The sequence below is a fragment of the Acinetobacter sp. 24-47-39 genome (genome assembly GCF_056783825.1).
Map to the genome: position 1 here is coordinate 43,763 of NZ_JBWYIP010000012.1, position 16,529 is coordinate 60,291.

Sequence of the window (16,529 nt, forward strand, 5' to 3'; positions counted from 1 at the left end):
TTATTTAGATGGACGCATGCTATCAGGCAATATCGGAGCTTTCAAACGCTCGCCTTGGTATGATGGAATTGACCCAAAACGTGGATCTTCTGCTATCCATTGATCACGTGCAATTTTGATTTCTTCTTGCGTACGTCCAACGAAATTCCACCATAATAAAATTGGCGACTCAAATGGCTCACCGCCCAAAAGCAGTACACGACTCTTGTCATGGATTTCTACTTCCACATATTCTAGCCCTGGCTCTAAAATCACCATATTGTCTTCATCTAAATGATGACCATTAATAGTTGCTGTACCTTCAAGCGCCATGAATCCATATTCATACTTTGGATTTAAAGGTAAACGTGCCTTTGTGGCTGCTTGCGCAAATAAATCAACACCTAAAAGCTCAGTATGTACTTTGACTGGTGATACTGTATTTAGATACTCACCGACCAATACCGTAAATTCGATACCTGACTGATTAACCACGGGTAATTCAGGATAGTGATTAAAAGCTGGATCGATGGTAAGTTTGTCATCAGGCAATGCAATCCAAAGTTGGGCAGCATGCATTTTTGTTTCATTCGCTGGCGCGACTTCAGTATGTGAAATACCTCGACCTGCTGTCATGAGATTGACTTGCTTGGGCTGAATCAGCTGATCTGTTGTCCCTAAGCTGTCGCTATGCAACATGGTCCCTTCAATCATCCAAGTAAAGGTTTGTAGACCAATGTGTGGATGTGGTCCAACATCTAGACCTTGTCCAGCTTCAAATGTCACAGGACCTGCATGATCTAAGAAGCACCATGCGCCAATCATACGCTTATGGCGACTTGGTAAAGCGCGTTTGATCACTGTTCCTTGACCAATTTCTGCACGGCGCAGTGGAAATTCCTGAATAAATTGGTTGGCGTGCTTTTCACAGTCTTCTGAATGAGACAATTCGGTATAAGTATTATTGGTCATGTCGTTATCCTAAAAGTTTGGCAAATGGCTATCTTTGTTATAGATATTAACAAGGTCATGCAAATTGAACCACCTTAGACTTAATACGCTGAATACTATAGGTAGGACAATTAGAGTTTTGTATGTATTAAAAATAGAATGCTTGCCCGCCCTTGATTTAATTGTTTTGGAAATAACTGTGATAAAGGATACTCATGCTCTAATGTATAAATAATTTTATCCAATCCAAATTGATCTGCTGTTAGATCAACTATATATCTACTTCTTACATTTAAAAGCCAAGCATAACTTTCTGTTTCCTTTATATTTTTTCCTAAAATATATTGAAATTCACCATATCCTTTAGATTCTAAGTAAGTAGCAATCAAATTGCTTGCATTGCCACAGCAAGAGTTTGGGGAATTTCTTAAAACAACGTTATTTGGGCTAATGACTTCCAATGCTTTACGTATTTTGACTAATTCTTAAAATATAGAATTCTTCTAAATTAAATTTTAGATAAAAAAATAGGAAGGACGCCTAAGCGTCCTTTCTATTGGGATATGTCTTGATTTAGATACTGCCGCGCACGCAGCGCTTGGGTAATTCAAGCGGACAGCCATGCTGTCCGAAATCCCCCACTGCCGCTGGGACAGCCCTTGGCGTAATTTAGGCAAGAAACGTTGTTTCTTGAAAGCCCTAAATTACTCCCATTCAATCGTAGCAGGTGGTTTAGACGATACGTCATAAACAACACGTGAAACTTCTGCAATCTCGTTCATGATACGCGTCGAAATTTTATCAACAAGATCATAAGGAAGATGCGCAAAACGAGCCGTCATAAAGTCAACTGTTTCAACCGCACGAAGTGCAATCACCCATGCATAACGACGACCATCACCGACTACACCCACAGATTTCACTGGTTGGAATACAGCGAATGCTTGTGCAGTTTTGTCATACCAACCACTTGCACGAAGTTCTTGCATGAAAATATCATCAGCTAAACGAAGAATGTCAGCATACTCTTTCTTCACTTCACCTAAGATACGAACACCAAGACCTGGTCCTGGGAATGGGTGACGATAAAGCATCTCAAATGGTAAACCTAAAGTTGTACCCAAACGACGTACTTCATCTTTAAATAAATCACGAATTGGCTCAACCAATTCAAAAGCGAGATCTTCGGGTAAACCACCCACGTTATGGTGTGATTTAATCACATGTGCTTTACCTTGTTTGCTTGCAGCAGATTCAATCACATCAGGATAAATCGTACCTTGCGCAAGGAAGTTCACGCCATCAAGCTTACGTGCTTCTTCAGCAAATACTTCGATGAACTCACGACCAATGATTTTACGTTTTGCTTCAGGATCAACTTCACCTGCCAAAGCGTCAAGGAAACGTTGTTCAGCATCAGCACGAATCACACGGATACCCATGTTTTTCGCAAACATTTCCATCACTTGATCCCCTTCATTTAAACGAAGAAGACCATTGTCAACGAATACACATGTCAATTGATCGCCAATTGCTTTGTGAAGCAATGCAGCCACAACAGATGAATCTACACCACCTGAAAGACCAAGAAGAACCTTCTGATCACCAATCTGTTCACGTAATTGTTCAACACGCAAATCAATGATGTTTTCAGAGTTCCATAGGCTACGACAACCACAGATCTTTTGTACAAAGTTCTCAAGTAACTCTTTACCTTTAGCAGTATGGGTTACTTCAGGGTGGAACTGGATACCGTAGAAACGACGAGCTTCGTCAGACACCATTGCCACTGGGCAGCTTGGTGTACTTGCAGTAATTTGGAAACCTTCTGGAATTTGAGTCACTTTATCGCCATGACTCATCCATACTTTCAATTTGTCTGCTGAATCTTCAAGATCGCCAATTAAAGCATCACGTACTTTAATATCGACTTCAGCATAGCCAAACTCATGAACTGTACCCGGCTCAACTTTACCGCCCAACTGAGCAGACATCGTTTGTAAACCGTAACAGATACCCAATACTGGTACGCCTAAGTTAAACACAACTCCTGGCGCACGTGGGCTGCCTTCAACGTGAACACTCTCAGGACCACCTGAAAGAATAATCCCTTTTGGATTAAATGCGCGGATGTCCTCTTCCGACATATCAAAAGCATACATTTCAGAATATACGCCTGATTCACGTACACGACGTGCGATCAATTGGCTATATTGAGAGCCGAAATCCAAAATCAGGATACGATCTTCGGTAATTTGAGTATTGGTAGTCATGATAACAACTATGAAAGGCTAACGAAGGATTAGCGCGCTATTCTATCATTTTTATTAAGCTTACGCACACTATTCAAATCTCTCTATATTTCAATACATTATTATTAAATATTGTCTTTTTATTCAACAATTTCAGTCGATTGCTCTGATCATGCAAGCCTTGGAGTTACATTCAGATCACGATGCAGCAGGCGAATAATTCTTTCATTTCACCTGCATTACGTATTCGTCATTTATTTTTCAAAACGCTGATCAACACTCCATTGACCTGCACCATGCAATACGAGAAAGATTAGACCACCCGCCATAGCAAAGTTTTTCATGAAATGTATCGAATCTTCAGGTGTACCATGAAAAAGAAATGCGGTAACTAAACTGAAACCAGCTAAAGCTGCTGCGAATAATCGTGCTTGCACCCCAAACAACAGTGCTAAGCCTCCACCCAGTTCAACCAAAATGGTTATTGGCAATAATGCACCTGGCACACCCATCGCTTCCATATATCCAACTGTCGCGCTATAACCTGCGAGTTTGCCCCACCCCGCCACGATAAAGATATATGCTAAAAGGACACGTGCGACGAAGGTTAAAGTTGCATGCACTGTGGGTTGAGCAACAATTTTTTGAATCACTTGATTTGGATTAAACATTGGGTTGACCTATCTATGTTTTGTTTTTGGTAATGACCCTAGACTAGTAGCTTTTATTTTTAGGATAAATAATCAATACAAAGAATCAGCGTTGCATAATCAGAACAATAATTCACCTATAATTTAAATCAATTGACTACTGACATCAGCGCCGATGGCTGTTAGCATTTGAACACATTTTTGCTCAGTTCACCCCTCATGGATTTAATCGATTTTATTCTGCATGTAGATGATCATCTACTTGAATTTATTACCAATTATGGCATTTGGATTTACGGAATTTTATTCCTGATTATTTTCGTAGAAACGGGCTTAGTGGTCATGCCTTTTCTACCCGGGGACAGTTTACTGTTTGCAGCAGGTGCTTTAGCAGCCTCAACAGGTGCAATGGATCCGTGGCTTTTGGGCGTGTTGTTATTCACGGCAGCAGTATTGGGTGATACCTTAAATTATCATATTGGAAAATATATCGGACCACGTGTTTTTGAGATTGAATCTCGATTTATCAATAAAAAACATTTGGTTTATACGCAAAAATTCTTCGAAAAACACGGCGGTAAAACCATTATTTTTGCGCGTTTTGTCCCATTCGCGCGTACATTTGCACCCTTCGTCGCTGGTGCAGGAAGCATGAACTACAAATACTTCATTACTTACAATGTCGTTGGTGCTTTCTTGTGGATTTCTTCGTTTATCACCTTGGGTTACTTGTTCGGTAATATGCCGATCGTGAAAGACAATTTCACCCATTTAATTTTCGGAATCATTATTCTAAGCGTATTGCCGGGGATCATTGGCTTTATTCGCCACAAGTTTTTCCCAAAGAAAAATCCCGAAATGATGTAATCATCTTAGACGTCAAAAAAAGCAGATTCCCCACCAAGAATCTGCTTTTTTTATCACTACAAAATATTGAATGGCTTAGAAAAATCCAATAATGACAGGTAACATACTGAGCATAAGTAACATGGCAGAACCTTTGTATAAGCGATCTGCGCTGACCACCGTCTGATTCCCTGCCAAGACTTTACGACCAAAATACATCCAAAATAAAGCACATGGAATTAAACATAAGGTGAATACACCCAAAACTAAAAAATAGTTTTGAAAAGAATCCCAAGTCCATGCTGGAAAAATACCAACTGCAAACAAAATAGATTTTGGATTTTTCAGAGTCGATTTAAAAAGATGACTGCGACTCATTCGAATGTTTTTTTGGCTCAATTGCTTAAGGTGTGAAGCTTTCCATAAATGAAAAGCCATCCAAATCACATAAACTGCACTCACCAAATGTAAGATATGAATCAGCATCGGCCAAATTGGTAGGGTTAAATGCACCAACAGTGCCCAAATGCTAATGCCGTAGATATAACCCAGTAATTCAAGAGGTACGAAATAGAATGCTTTTAATACGCCATGGTGATGTGCTGCGCTAGCCAATAATGCATTGGTTGGACCGGGAATAAGTAATACCGCGAACACTGCAAAAATATAAAGCCAACTTTCTACCATAGATTAAAATCAGAGATTTAGAGGAGGCACACCTTAAACGAAAAACGAATTTAAAGACAAGTTTTTAAAGTGAAGGAATGATGAATGTCGCGTCTATTTTCAGTTAATAATTTTATAAAATATTGATTTTAATAAATTTACATTGAAACATTTTGCTAAAAAAAAGCTGCTCAAGCTCAGTTTGAACAGCCCTTTTAAATTACTGAGCTTGCTGTTGACGCTTAGGAACATAAGGACAATTTTTAAATGTTGCCGCTTGTGAGATCGCATCTTGCTCACCATATAATCGCGACAATTCAGTATTTTTGGTATTCGATGACTGTCCCATATTGACGGAAACTGAAGGACCAAAGCCCCAACCGCCACGGCCCCAGCCACCACCAACACCTAGACCAACGCCAACACCTGTACGTTTAGGCGGTTGTACACCATTATTGATGTACTGCTGAATACGATTGAATTCAGCACCAAGTTGTACACAGTTCAATGCTTGATATTGCGTCGGAGAAACATAACTCGGTTTAACCGTTGTCGCACAAGCAGTCATCAATACAGCAACCGTACCGAATGCACTAAGTTGCATGACCATTTTCATCGCGCGTGAGTTCATACTCTTCTCAAATCTTATTTATTCTCGATTTCATTGAACAATGATTGGTAGGCCTGCGTCAATTTATGATCTGTATTTAAATAGATTAACGGCATATTTTTATGATGAGACTCTTTCATTAATACCGACGGTGGCAACATCGCATTGAGCACAGGTAGTTGTTCATCTCTAAGCTGCTGTACCACTTCACGAGGAAGCTTTGCTTGCGCTTGAAACTGGTTAACGACGATACCTTCAATTTCCAAGCGATCATTATGATCATCTTGAGTTTCTATAATGTTTTCAATCAACGTGTTTAAAGCACGCTTAGAAAAGACATCACAATCAAATGGAATCAACACTCGGTCTGCTGCAATTAATGCCGACAAAGTAAAAAAATTAAATGCAGGCGGTGTATCGATATAGATCCGATCATAAGTCCCTGCTAGATGCTGAATCGCATCACGCAGCTTATAAATTTTATGTTTGGATTCGAGGCTATGCTCTAAAGCACCAAGCGAGGGACTTGCAGGCAAAACATCGAGAGATGGGAATGGTGACTGATGTATATAGGCTTCTAAGCCTTTATTTTTATTTTTGAGTAAATTTCCAATGGCTTGACCAATCAAACCTTTGCTCGACTGATTCGCCAATACATCTTCGAAAAAATTTTCAATATTGGGTTCTAGTGCAGGTTTATCGGCATTATAAGTCGCATCATCCCCCAATAGATACTGACTGGAATTGGCCTGAGGATCGAGGTCAATGACAAGTGTCTTAAAACCCTGATGTGCACTCAGTGCAGCCAAGTTTACTGTAATACTGGATTTACCAACGCCACCTTTTTGATTAAACACCACACGTGTACGCATCATTCCCTCTAGGCTCAATTCACTTTATAGATGAAGTTTAACCTAGAGGGGTGAGAGCCTATGCGATTGTGTCTAACAATTAACCGAAAGTTGGCTTAATCATCACAATGCCAATAATGGCCATAAATGCGACACAACTAATCAATACCCCCGCACGACGTTGAATTAACAGTACAGACGCATCTTGGCGGTATGCTTTAATTAATGAAGATAACATTACGATCACTAAGACCACTTTGGCATAGAACCAAGGCTGAACTTGAAAATTATTCAAAAACAATAAAATCAAGCCTGTCCCAATGACCAAAGTAAATGCCAAATGTTGAAGCGCAACATAAGCCTTACGTCCTTTCGGATTGGGTTGTTGATTTTCGACGCCAAAATATAAGGTTGTCGCACGTGCTAATACAGCAATGATCAACAAGAGCAAACTCGACATATGCACGATTTTAATGACTAAGTGTGTATCCATTTCAGCCACTCTCCTACTTTTAAAATTTAAGCTTTCGGTGCATATGCACATTCAGGACTATTTGGCGCTTGACCAGTCCATTCAGTTGGCACATAAGCATGAATCGCCAAAGCATGAATCTTTCCTGGACTCAATAGGTCACCCGCCAGTGCATATACTTTTTGATGGCGTTGTACTAAACGTAAGCCTTGAAACACTTCACTTACAACAGTGACTTTAAAATGCGATTCTTTACCAGGGAAATAGCCACCATGACCTGATGACTCATTCACCACGTCCAAGTGCACAGGAGACAATTGTTGTAAACGTTCAATTAATTGTTGCTCTAAAGTCATGCTTACATTCCACACGCATTCATTGGTTGCCAGCAGTATACCGTGAAGTTTTAGAATAAAAAGTAAATAAACTACACCGCCATTGGAGAGTTTCGCTTTGATCTTGAGCTTAAGACCAATCAAAAATTAAGCGAAATACATTGAAATGCTTTAATTTTATTCAATCACACGATATTTTTTTATAAAGTTGTTGACCCTGATTTTTCATGCTGTATTATACACGGCATGCGGGAATAGCTCAGTTGGTAGAGCATAACCTTGCCAAGGTTGGGGTCGGGAGTTCGAGTCTCCTTTCCCGCTCAAAATTTTTTCATTCAGTTTTTTCATTTAAAAAATTGATAGACTCCGCGGGAATAGCTCAGTTGGTAGAGCATAACCTTGCCAAGGTTGGGGTCGGGAGTTCGAGTCTCCTTTCCCGCTCCAGATTCAAAAAAAGCCCTGATATTAATCAGGGCTTTTTTATTATTAAATTTTTATATATTCAATTTTTTACATCCAATAAAGTTTCACTACATTTTTTCCAAAAAAATTCATCCACTTATGAGCGCTGCTTGATTTACAACCAACAATAAGCATCATAACGTAAATTAATTTACTGAATTTAAATGTAATTTTTCATCTCAACCCATGCCGTACTTAGATCAAAATCGCTATAATTTTCGTATTCAATTTGCTCAATAGATTAGAACCTTAACATGGAAAAATTAACCTGTTTCAAAGCCTATGATATCCGCGGAAAATTGGGCACAGAACTCAATGAAGATATCGCATACCGTGTTGGACGTGCTTATGGCGAAATTTATCAACCTCAAAAAGTAGTGGTTGGATGTGATGTTCGCTTAACCAGTGAAGACCTAAAACAAGCTACCATTCGTGGTCTAAATGATGCCGGCGTTGATGTTTTAGATTTAGGCATGACGGGGACTGAGGAAGTTTATTTCGGTGCATTCCATCTTGATGTGCAAGGCGGGATCGAAATAACAGCCAGCCATAACCCAATGGACTATAACGGCATGAAGCTTGTACGCGAAAATGCTCGTCCGATTGGTGCAGACTCGGGTTTAAATGATATCCAACTTCTTGCTGAAAAAAATCAGTTTAAAGAAGTCGAAATCAAAGGTACAACTCAGCATTATAATATCTTGCCCGAATTTATTGATCATTTGATGACCTATATTGACCCTACAAAAATCAAACCTTTAAAACTCGTGGTCAATGCGGGGAATGGTGCTGCAGGTCATGTGATCGATGCGATCGAAGAAAAATTTAAAACCCTGAATATTCCAGTTGAATTCATCAAAATTCACCATGAAGCAGATGGCAACTTCCCAAATGGTATTCCCAACCCCATCTTAGTCGAAAACCGTGCAAGTACCTCCAATGCTGTACTGCAACATCATGCTGACATGGGCATCGCTTGGGATGGTGACTTTGATCGTTGTTTCCTTTTTGATGAAAAAGGTCAATTTATTGAAGGGTATTACATCGTCGGTCTCTTGGCACAAGCCTTTTTACTGAAACAAAAAGGTGAAAAAATTGTGCATGATCCGCGCTTGGTGTGGAATACCTTCGATATCGTTGAACAATATCAAGGCGAAGCTGTGCAATCGAAATCTGGCCATTCCTTCATTAAAGATAAAATGCGTGAACACAATGCAGTGTATGGCGGTGAAATGTCAGCACACCACTACTTCCGTGATTTTGCCTATTGCGACAGTGGCATGATTCCATGGTTATTAGCAATCTCAGTTGTCTCTGAAACGGCAAAACCTCTCTCTGCTCTGGTTGAGGAAATGATTGAAAAGTTCCCTTGTTCTGGCGAGATTAACTTTAAAGTTGCGGACACAAAAGAAACCATTCAAAACATCTTTGATCATTTTGCTGACCAAAAACCCAAAATTGATGAAACGGATGGCGTCAGTTTAGATTTTGGTGCTTGGCGTTTAAATGTACGTGCTTCAAATACAGAGCCTTTACTCCGTTTAAATATTGAAAGCCGTAAAGACAAAAATCCAAAGCCGATGCAAGCTTATATCGATGAGCTCACTCAACTCATTCAGGCTTAAAACCGCATAAAAAATGGAGCGTTGTAACGCTCCATTTTTTTATTCACGATAGCCATTTGGATTTTGTTTTTGCCAATTCCAACTATCTGCCAACATATCTTCCAAATTTAATTTTGGCGTCCAACCCAATTCAGCAACTGCACGCGCATTATCTGCAAATGATGTTGCGACATCCCCTGCACGACGCGGTGAAAATTCGAAAGGAATCTCAATACCATTCACTTTTTCAAAGGTATTTTTAATTTGCAGCACCGAACAGCCATTGCCTGTCCCAATATTCCAAGCACGACAGCCTTGTGCATTTAAACGATTTTCTAGTGCACATAAATGGGCATTCGCCAAATCCACCACATGGATATAGTCACGCACACCCGTGCCATCGACGGTATCGTAATCATTACCAAAAATTGATAGTTTTTCACGACGACCCACAGCCACTTGAGTCACATAAGGCATTAAGTTGTTTGGAATGCCTTGTGGATCTTCACCAATTTGACCACTTTTGTGCGCACCGACAGGGTTGAAATAACGCAGTAAAGCAATCGACCAACGCGCATCGGCTTGTGCGAGTTTCTGCAATAACTGCTCAACAATGAGTTTAGTATAACCATAGTTATTACTTGGCATGCCTGTCGGCATCTCTTCATTCAGTGGCGATACATTGGCTTCGTCATACACCGTTGCAGAAGAGCTAAAGACTAAATTAAAAACATTGGCGCGTTCCATCGCTTTGACTAAGCTAATCGAGCCAGAAATATTATTCTCGAAATACTTCAATGGGATTTGCTGACTTTCACCTACCGCTTTCAAGCCTGCGAAATGAATCACGGCGTCAATCTGATGATTTTGGAAAATTTGATCTAAAATGGCTTGATCAAGAATATCACCCTCGATAAATTCTAAAGATTTAGACGTTAAAGCTTGAACTCGATTCAAAGATTCCGGTGAGCTATTCGATAAATTATCAAGAACAACAACTTCATATCCTGCATTTAACAATTCAACACAGGTATGCGAACCAATATATCCTGCACCACCCGTCACTAAAACTTTAGACATTGTCTTTTCCCATTAAGATCTGAATTAAACCTTGTGTCGACGCATCAAGATTCGATACATCTGTTTGTTCTCCACTTAAAATCGGCAATAGTTGATTGGCAATCTCCTTGCCTTTTTCAACACCCCATTGATCAAAAGGATTAATATTCCAAATGACAGATTGCACAAACACTTTATGCTCATACAAAGCAATCAACATACCCAAACTATAAGGATTGAGCTCATCCATCAATATTGTCGTGCTGGGCTGATTACCTTCATATTGTTTATAGAGCGGTAAATCCTCAAGCTCTTGAGGATTTAAAGCATCATTGCCAAAGGCTAATAATCGTGACTGCGCCAAACAATTGGATAATGCGAGATAATGCTGTTGCTTAAGCGCCTCGGCATTATCCACATAGGTATATTGGTCACCATTATAACGTTTGATGGGTGCTATAAAATCACTGCTGACCGCTTGTGTGCCCTGATGCAGTAACTGATAAAAAGCATGTTGCGCATTGGGGCCGACTTCACCCCATACAATCGGGCAGGTATCTAACGTAGTCTTCTCACCATTGCGTTGTACAGATTTACCATTGGACTCCATTTCCAATTGTTGCAAATACGCAGCAAAATATTTAAGTCGTCCATCGTAGGGTAAAACTGCATGGGTTTTCGTTGCTAGAAAGTTACTATTCCACACTCCTAGCAATCCCATCAACACCGGAATATTATGTGAAAAGGCGGTGCTTTGAAAATGTTGGTCAATCGCATAGGCCCCTGCGAGCAGTTGCTTGAACCCCTCTACGCCAATACTTAATGCGATTGGTAATCCAATACATGACCACAGTGAATAACGACCACCCACCCAATCCCAAAGCAACAGCTGGTTTTCAGGGGAAATTCCCCATTCGGTCATTTTCTCAGGCTTGGTTGACACCCCAATAAAATGGTGTTTTAGAATAGCAAGCTCTTCACCCAATGCTTTTTCGAGCCACAAGCGCGCCGTTTGCGCATTGGATAAAGTATCAATGGTGCCAAATGACTTGGAAGAAATAATAAACAGCGTGGTTTCAGGACGCAGTTTATGCAGCAAGTCAGACAACTGACTTCCATCCATAGTCGACACAAAATGCACATTCAATGGCTTTTGAGTGGTTTGTTTAAAATCCGAGAGCGCATGGCTGACCATCAATGGACCTAGGTCTGATCCACCCACCCCAATATTGACAACATCTTGAATCACTTCACCTGATGCACCACGATACTGCCCCATATGTATCTTCTCAACCAAAGCATACATACGATCAAGTTGCAGATGCACTTGATTGGCGATCTGTGAATGCTCAGCATGATCTTGCGGCAAACGTAATGCCCAATGCATGGCTGCTCGACTTTCTGTGTAGTTGATTCGCTCTTCAGAAAATAAGCGCTTAATCCAACCCGATAAGTCACAGCTTTGAGCTAGATTGACCAAGGCATCCAGCACAGATCGATCAACACGCTGCTTACTATAATCAAAAATGAGTGGCTCGAAATGAATCGCACAATTTTGAAAGCGATTAGAATCTTGCTGAAAAAAATCACGTAAATGTTGACGTGCAATTTGTTTTTTTAAAAGCTCGAGATTAGAAAGCGCTTGTTCAACAGCGACTGAATTACATTCCTGATTTGGCTGTTCCATTAACGCCCTACTCCTTTATAAGCAAAGCCCTGCGACTTCACATATTCGGGATTTAAAATATTACGACCATCTAAAATTAAAGCATGTTGCATGATTTTCTTAAGGATTTGATAGTTTGGACACCAATACTGTTTCCACGCTGTGAGGATACAAAGCGCATGCGCATCATCTACTGCTTCATATTGATCTTGGCAATAAATTAAATCATCGCGCTGACCATATACCTTTTCAATTTCACTCAAGGCTTGTGGATCATGAAGTTTCACGATCACCCCTTGTGCCCATAAAGCTTTTAACATGGCATGAATCGGGGATTGTTGAATACGAGCCGTATTTTCTTTAAAAGAAGCCCCCCAAATCGTCACGACTTTGTCTTTCAGATCCCCCTGAAAATGATTCCATAATTTTCGAAAGAGGATTTCCTTTTGTTGTTCGTTAATCTCCCAGACTTGTGCTAAGAGCTGACTCTTAGCCCCACTACCAGAAACAGTACTCGCCAAGGTTTGTACATCATGCGAGAAATTTTCCCCACCAAACCCTGCACCTGGATATAAATAAGAAGGACCAATGCGACTATCTGCCGCTAAGCCTTGGCGCACATGCTCAATATCAATCCCCAATTTCTCAGCCACAACAGCTAAATCATTGATATAACTGATTCTGGTCGCCAGCATGCCAGATACGCTTAACTTGGTAAATTCCGCATCTAAAACCGGCATAAATAAATATTGTTGCTCACGTGGAAAAAGCGGTCGTAATAACTCTTGTAATACACGCTTAGCACGCTCACTCTCACAACCAACGACCAGTTGTGAGGTTTGCGTCAGGCTACGTAATGCATTACCCTCTTGGATCACATCTGGTACATAAACCCAATCATCTTCAGGCAATAGTTCAGCAAACTTTTGGGTTCCATGTAAACCTAATGTGGATGCATTAATCATTAATTTAGGATGACTGATTGTGCGTTGTTTGAGGGCTTTGAGTATTTCAATGCCTTGCAATTGCTCGGTCGGATTAAAACTAAAAAAATAGGCATCCACATCAAGGGGAATCGCTGCAAATGTGCAGTATTTTATTGCACCAGTCTGATGTAATTTCTCAAGCAGCTGTTGTACAGATTGATCTTGAGCATACACCTGTTCAGATGCTGGTTTTTTTAAAAGCTCACACCAGAAGACTTGATGGCCGTATTCAGCCAACAATGCTGCCATCACCCCTGCATACAAGGTTTGACCAAATACTGCAATATTCATAGCGATGCTCGTTTTAAATTTTTAAATCTTTAATCATGACTTTAAAAGCTTCGCCTAAACTTGGGTGATCCATACCGTAATGCAATACCGCTTTTAAATAACCCAGCTTACTTCCACAGTCAAAGGTTTGACCTTTCATACGATAGGCTTCTACCACGTCTGTTTGTTGAAGCATCGCGATTGCATCGGTGAGTTGGATTTCATTGCCCGCCCCTTTTGGTGTTTGCTCAAGCAATTGCATGATTTTTGCAGGCAAAATATAACGGCCTACCACAGATAAGTTCGATGGTGCTGTACCCACTGCAGGTTTTTCTACAATCCCTTGCATTTGGATACTTTGTCCCTCAAGCGGTGACTCAGCCACATCCACAATCCCATATTGATCGACCATCTGGTCAGGGACAGCTTCAACCATAATTTGTGATGCTTGTGATTCATTATATCGCTGGATCATTAGGCTCAAGTCATTAGTCGCTGACGAATCTTTGACTAAAACATCAGGCAGAAGTACGGCAAAATCATCATCACCTACCACATCTTTTGCACAGAGTACGGCATGCCCTAAACCTAAGGGTTGTGGCTGACGCACACTGATCACGCTCACATGCGCGGGCAAAATTTCGGTAATTTCTTTGAGTAAATCAAATTTCTTTTTTTGTTCTAAGGTGGTTTCCAGCTCAAAACTACGATCAAAATAATTTTCAATCGATGCTTTTGAAGCGTGTGTGACTAAAATAATTTGTTCAATGCCCGCAGCAATCGCTTCTTTGACCACATATTCAATCGCAGGACGATCAACCACAGTGACCATTTCTTTAGGAATCGATTTGCTCGCAGGTAAAAAACGTGTCCCAAGACCTGCTACAGGCAAAACTGCTTTCTTAATTGACATAATACAACTCTTCAAAATTTTGATAATTGCAAATGTCAATTTGCAATTATTTTAGTTAACGCGAATTTCGGCACCGCGTTGATATCCATCTACATAGTATTCTAGTTGAGTTAACACCCAATCAACATCTTCATGTGTTGCGGTTAAATCATAGAAACGGTCAAATACGGGTAAAATTTCGTCTAAAGGATACGATTTTTCAAACGATCTTAGAATCCGACTATGCTCGGTAATCAATGTATCCTCTTGATCGATTAGCAATTCCTCATATAACTTTTCACCCGGACGTAAACCTGAATACTGAATCGCAATATCACCTGTTTGTGATCCTTCTTCACGAACCGTTAATCCACTGAGTGAAATCATTTGTCGCGCCAAATCTTGAATACGGACTGGCTCTCCCATATCCAACAAGAATACGTCTCCACCCTCACCTAAAGCACCGGCTTGAATCACCAACTGAGAAGCTTCTGGAATGGTCATAAAGTATCGCGTGACGTCAGGATGGGTCACTGTAATTGGACCACCCTTCGCAATCTGTTGCTTGAAAAGCGGAACCACTGAACCCGATGAGCCGAGCACGTTTCCAAAACGCACAATACTCACCTGAGTATGATCTTGAGCCTCTGCCATCGCTTGACAATAGAGCTCCGCCATACGCTTAGTAGCCCCCATGACATTGGTAGGACGAACCGCTTTATCCGTTGAAATTAGGACAAATGTTTCCACTTGATTTCGTACAGCGGCATTTAAACTAAAGGCCGTACCGACTGCATTATTTTTTACACCTGCAATCGGGTTACATTCCACCAAAGGGACATGTTTGTAAGCTGCTGCATGATAAACAGTTTGTACTTGATATTGTGCGATGACACGCTCGAGTTTTTGTTGATCTAGAACCGTACCGAGAATCGGAATAATGGTTAACTCTGTTTTTTGACGTAATTCTTTATCGATGCTATACAGCGCAAACTCTGTCAGTTCGTATAACACCAACAGCTTAGGTTGGTTCTTGATAATTTGACGACATAGCTCAGACCCAATCGATCCACCCGCACCAGTAACCATCACAATTTTGCTGGTGATATTTTTTGAGAGCAAATGGCTCACAGGAGGTACAGGATCACGACCGAGCAAGTCAATAATATCGACTTCTTGAATATCAGACAGTCGTATTTCACCATCAACAAGCTTTGTAAGTCCTGGAATTTCAGTAATTTTTAAATGTGCGGGTTCTAAATTTTTTATAATTTCTGTTTTACGTTGACGACCCACCGAAGGCAAAGCAATCAAAATTTCATTCACTTGATGCTTATTCAGCACTTTTTGTGCATCCGCTGCATGATAGACTTTTAATCCACCAATATTTTTTGCGGCAAGTGTGACATCATCATCTAAAAAAAGCACAGGTAAATGCTCATCAGAATTGTTCAGCATAGCTGCGACTTGTTGACCCGCAAAACCAGCCCCATAAATCGCAATTCTTTTTCGTGGAATATCAGCATGTAATACATATTTGACCAGGGCTCTAATGATCCCTCGACTGAGCCAAATCCATGCAAACATCATAAATCCAAACATCAACGGAATTGAGGTCGGAATAAATGCATGAGTAAAATAAGCTAAAGCGTATAGTGCTAAAACAGTGAGTGTTGTCGCTAAACCCAACTGAAAAATGAAGGCTTCGTTAAAGGCTCTTACGATAAAACTATAGATTCGTGCTAAGCCTAACGCACTGACTGCAATTAAAGATACCCAAAGAGATCCAAAAGCCAGATTCGGCACAACTTCTACGCCTAAATCAAACTGGCGAATGGCGTAACACAGCCAAATCAGAATAGGAAAAATAAACAAATCTAAAGCCACTAAAAATATTTGTTTTAATGCTCTAGAACTCGCTGCCAAGCTTATAATTAAATTTTTCACATAAACCTTCTTTCATATTGATCGTCATGCA

At 40.4% G+C, this 16,529-nt stretch carries 16 protein-coding genes and 2 tRNA genes; 4 read left to right on the plus strand and 14 right to left on the minus strand.

Annotated features, from left to right (window positions below; genetic code table 11):
- The 4 genes from AC1M9C_RS11460 to AC1M9C_RS11475 form a co-directional block, all read right to left on the minus strand.
- Positions 1 to 951, minus strand: a complete 951-nt coding sequence (locus tag AC1M9C_RS11460) for a pirin family protein (RefSeq protein WP_481953727.1) — start codon at positions 949 to 951, stop codon at positions 1 to 3.
- 110 nt (positions 952 to 1,061) lie between these two features.
- A complete protein-coding gene (locus tag AC1M9C_RS11465; protein WP_481953728.1) occupies positions 1,062 to 1,391 on the minus strand; it encodes a hypothetical protein in 330 nt (109 codons plus the stop codon).
- A gap of 243 nt (positions 1,392 to 1,634) precedes the next feature.
- Positions 1,635 to 3,203 (minus strand): glutamine-hydrolyzing GMP synthase, encoded by a 1,569-nt coding sequence (gene guaA, locus AC1M9C_RS11470; protein ID WP_481953729.1) that lies wholly within the window; start codon positions 3,201 to 3,203, stop codon positions 1,635 to 1,637.
- A 233-nt stretch (positions 3,204 to 3,436) separates the two neighbouring features.
- Positions 3,437 to 3,853 (minus strand): DoxX family protein, encoded by a 417-nt coding sequence (locus AC1M9C_RS11475; RefSeq protein ID WP_481597744.1) that lies wholly within the window; start codon positions 3,851 to 3,853, stop codon positions 3,437 to 3,439.
- Between the two features lie 198 nt (positions 3,854 to 4,051).
- Here AC1M9C_RS11475 and AC1M9C_RS11480 point away from each other — a divergent pair, with 198 nt between their 5' ends.
- Positions 4,052 to 4,699, plus strand: a complete 648-nt coding sequence (locus AC1M9C_RS11480) for a DedA family protein (protein WP_035268957.1) — start codon at positions 4,052 to 4,054, stop codon at positions 4,697 to 4,699.
- Between the two features lie 75 nt (positions 4,700 to 4,774).
- On the opposite strand, the gene AC1M9C_RS11485 is transcribed toward AC1M9C_RS11480, so the two are convergent.
- From AC1M9C_RS11485 to AC1M9C_RS11505, 5 genes are all read right to left on the minus strand, one after another.
- Entirely contained in the window at positions 4,775 to 5,365 is a 591-nt protein-coding gene (locus tag AC1M9C_RS11485) for a LysE family translocator (protein ID WP_092767920.1), read from the minus strand.
- A 199-nt stretch (positions 5,366 to 5,564) separates the two neighbouring features.
- Entirely contained in the window at positions 5,565 to 5,954 is a 390-nt protein-coding gene (locus AC1M9C_RS11490; RefSeq protein WP_481593780.1) for a hypothetical protein, read from the minus strand.
- Between the two features lie 35 nt (positions 5,955 to 5,989).
- The gene (locus tag AC1M9C_RS11495) at positions 5,990 to 6,826 is read right to left on the minus strand and encodes a ParA family protein (protein ID WP_481587765.1); all 837 of its coding nucleotides are present in this window, start codon (positions 6,824 to 6,826) and stop codon (positions 5,990 to 5,992) included.
- A gap of 79 nt (positions 6,827 to 6,905) precedes the next feature.
- Entirely contained in the window at positions 6,906 to 7,298 is a 393-nt protein-coding gene (locus AC1M9C_RS11500) for a SirB2 family protein (RefSeq protein WP_180028969.1), read from the minus strand.
- 26 nt (positions 7,299 to 7,324) lie between these two features.
- A complete protein-coding gene (locus AC1M9C_RS11505) occupies positions 7,325 to 7,633 on the minus strand; it encodes a BolA family protein (RefSeq protein ID WP_481953730.1) in 309 nt (102 codons plus the stop codon).
- A 227-nt stretch (positions 7,634 to 7,860) separates the two neighbouring features.
- Here AC1M9C_RS11505 and AC1M9C_RS11510 point away from each other — a divergent pair.
- The 3 genes from AC1M9C_RS11510 (at position 7,861) to AC1M9C_RS11520 (ending at position 9,699) form a co-directional block, all read left to right on the plus strand.
- A tRNA-Gly gene (locus tag AC1M9C_RS11510) sits at positions 7,861 to 7,933 on the plus strand.
- Positions 7,934 to 7,980: 47 nt separating this feature from the next.
- A tRNA-Gly gene (locus AC1M9C_RS11515) sits at positions 7,981 to 8,056 on the plus strand.
- Between the two features lie 272 nt (positions 8,057 to 8,328).
- Positions 8,329 to 9,699, plus strand: a complete 1,371-nt coding sequence (locus AC1M9C_RS11520; protein WP_481953731.1) for a phosphohexomutase domain-containing protein — start codon at positions 8,329 to 8,331, stop codon at positions 9,697 to 9,699.
- Between the two features lie 39 nt (positions 9,700 to 9,738).
- On the opposite strand, the gene galE is transcribed toward AC1M9C_RS11520, so the two are convergent.
- The 5 genes from galE to AC1M9C_RS11545 are packed head-to-tail and all read right to left on the minus strand — an operon-like array spanning position 9,739 to position 16,498.
- On the minus strand, positions 9,739 to 10,758 hold the full coding sequence (galE, locus tag AC1M9C_RS11525) for a UDP-glucose 4-epimerase GalE (RefSeq protein WP_481953732.1): 1,020 nt from the start codon (positions 10,756 to 10,758) through the stop codon (positions 9,739 to 9,741).
- Complete coding sequence (gene pgi / locus AC1M9C_RS11530; RefSeq protein ID WP_481587726.1) at positions 10,751 to 12,424, minus strand: glucose-6-phosphate isomerase; 1,674 nt, start codon at positions 12,422 to 12,424, stop codon at positions 10,751 to 10,753. The genes galE and pgi overlap by 8 nt, the downstream gene beginning before the upstream one ends.
- Positions 12,424 to 13,680 (minus strand): nucleotide sugar dehydrogenase, encoded by a 1,257-nt coding sequence (locus AC1M9C_RS11535; RefSeq protein ID WP_481953733.1) that lies wholly within the window; start codon positions 13,678 to 13,680, stop codon positions 12,424 to 12,426. The genes pgi and AC1M9C_RS11535 overlap by 1 nt, the downstream gene beginning before the upstream one ends.
- A gap of 13 nt (positions 13,681 to 13,693) precedes the next feature.
- Complete coding sequence (gene galU, locus AC1M9C_RS11540) at positions 13,694 to 14,572, minus strand: UTP--glucose-1-phosphate uridylyltransferase GalU (RefSeq protein WP_481953734.1); 879 nt, start codon at positions 14,570 to 14,572, stop codon at positions 13,694 to 13,696.
- Between the two features lie 51 nt (positions 14,573 to 14,623).
- Complete coding sequence (locus AC1M9C_RS11545) at positions 14,624 to 16,498, minus strand: polysaccharide biosynthesis protein (protein ID WP_481953735.1); 1,875 nt, start codon at positions 16,496 to 16,498, stop codon at positions 14,624 to 14,626.
- Between the last annotated feature and the right edge of the window lie 31 nt (positions 16,499 to 16,529).

Excerpts from the sequence above, each read along its gene's own strand:
- AC1M9C_RS11495 (WP_481587765.1), bottom strand. The coding sequence starts at position 6,826 with ATGCGTACACGTGTGGTGTTTAATCAAAAAGGTGGCGTTGGTAAATCC.
- AC1M9C_RS11460 (WP_481953727.1), bottom strand. The coding sequence starts at position 951 with ATGACCAATAATACTTATACCGAATTGTCTCATTCAGAAGACTGTGAA.
- AC1M9C_RS11475 (WP_481597744.1), bottom strand. The coding sequence starts at position 3,853 with ATGTTTAATCCAAATCAAGTGATTCAAAAAATTGTTGCTCAACCCACA.
- AC1M9C_RS11480 (WP_035268957.1), top strand. The coding sequence starts at position 4,052 with ATGGATTTAATCGATTTTATTCTGCATGTAGATGATCATCTACTTGAA.
- AC1M9C_RS11535 (WP_481953733.1), bottom strand. The coding sequence starts at position 13,680 with ATGAATATTGCAGTATTTGGTCAAACCTTGTATGCAGGGGTGATGGCA.
- AC1M9C_RS11520 (WP_481953731.1), top strand. The coding sequence starts at position 8,329 with ATGGAAAAATTAACCTGTTTCAAAGCCTATGATATCCGCGGAAAATTG.
- guaA (WP_481953729.1), bottom strand. The coding sequence starts at position 3,203 with ATGACTACCAATACTCAAATTACCGAAGATCGTATCCTGATTTTGGAT.
- AC1M9C_RS11490 (WP_481593780.1), bottom strand. The coding sequence starts at position 5,954 with ATGGTCATGCAACTTAGTGCATTCGGTACGGTTGCTGTATTGATGACT.
- galE (WP_481953732.1), bottom strand. The coding sequence starts at position 10,758 with ATGTCTAAAGTTTTAGTGACGGGTGGTGCAGGATATATTGGTTCGCAT.
- galU (WP_481953734.1), bottom strand. The coding sequence starts at position 14,572 with ATGTCAATTAAGAAAGCAGTTTTGCCTGTAGCAGGTCTTGGGACACGT.
- AC1M9C_RS11500 (WP_180028969.1), bottom strand. The coding sequence starts at position 7,298 with ATGGATACACACTTAGTCATTAAAATCGTGCATATGTCGAGTTTGCTC.
- AC1M9C_RS11505 (WP_481953730.1), bottom strand. The coding sequence starts at position 7,633 with ATGACTTTAGAGCAACAATTAATTGAACGTTTACAACAATTGTCTCCT.
- pgi (WP_481587726.1), bottom strand. The coding sequence starts at position 12,424 with ATGGAACAGCCAAATCAGGAATGTAATTCAGTCGCTGTTGAACAAGCG.
- AC1M9C_RS11485 (WP_092767920.1), bottom strand. The coding sequence starts at position 5,365 with ATGGTAGAAAGTTGGCTTTATATTTTTGCAGTGTTCGCGGTATTACTT.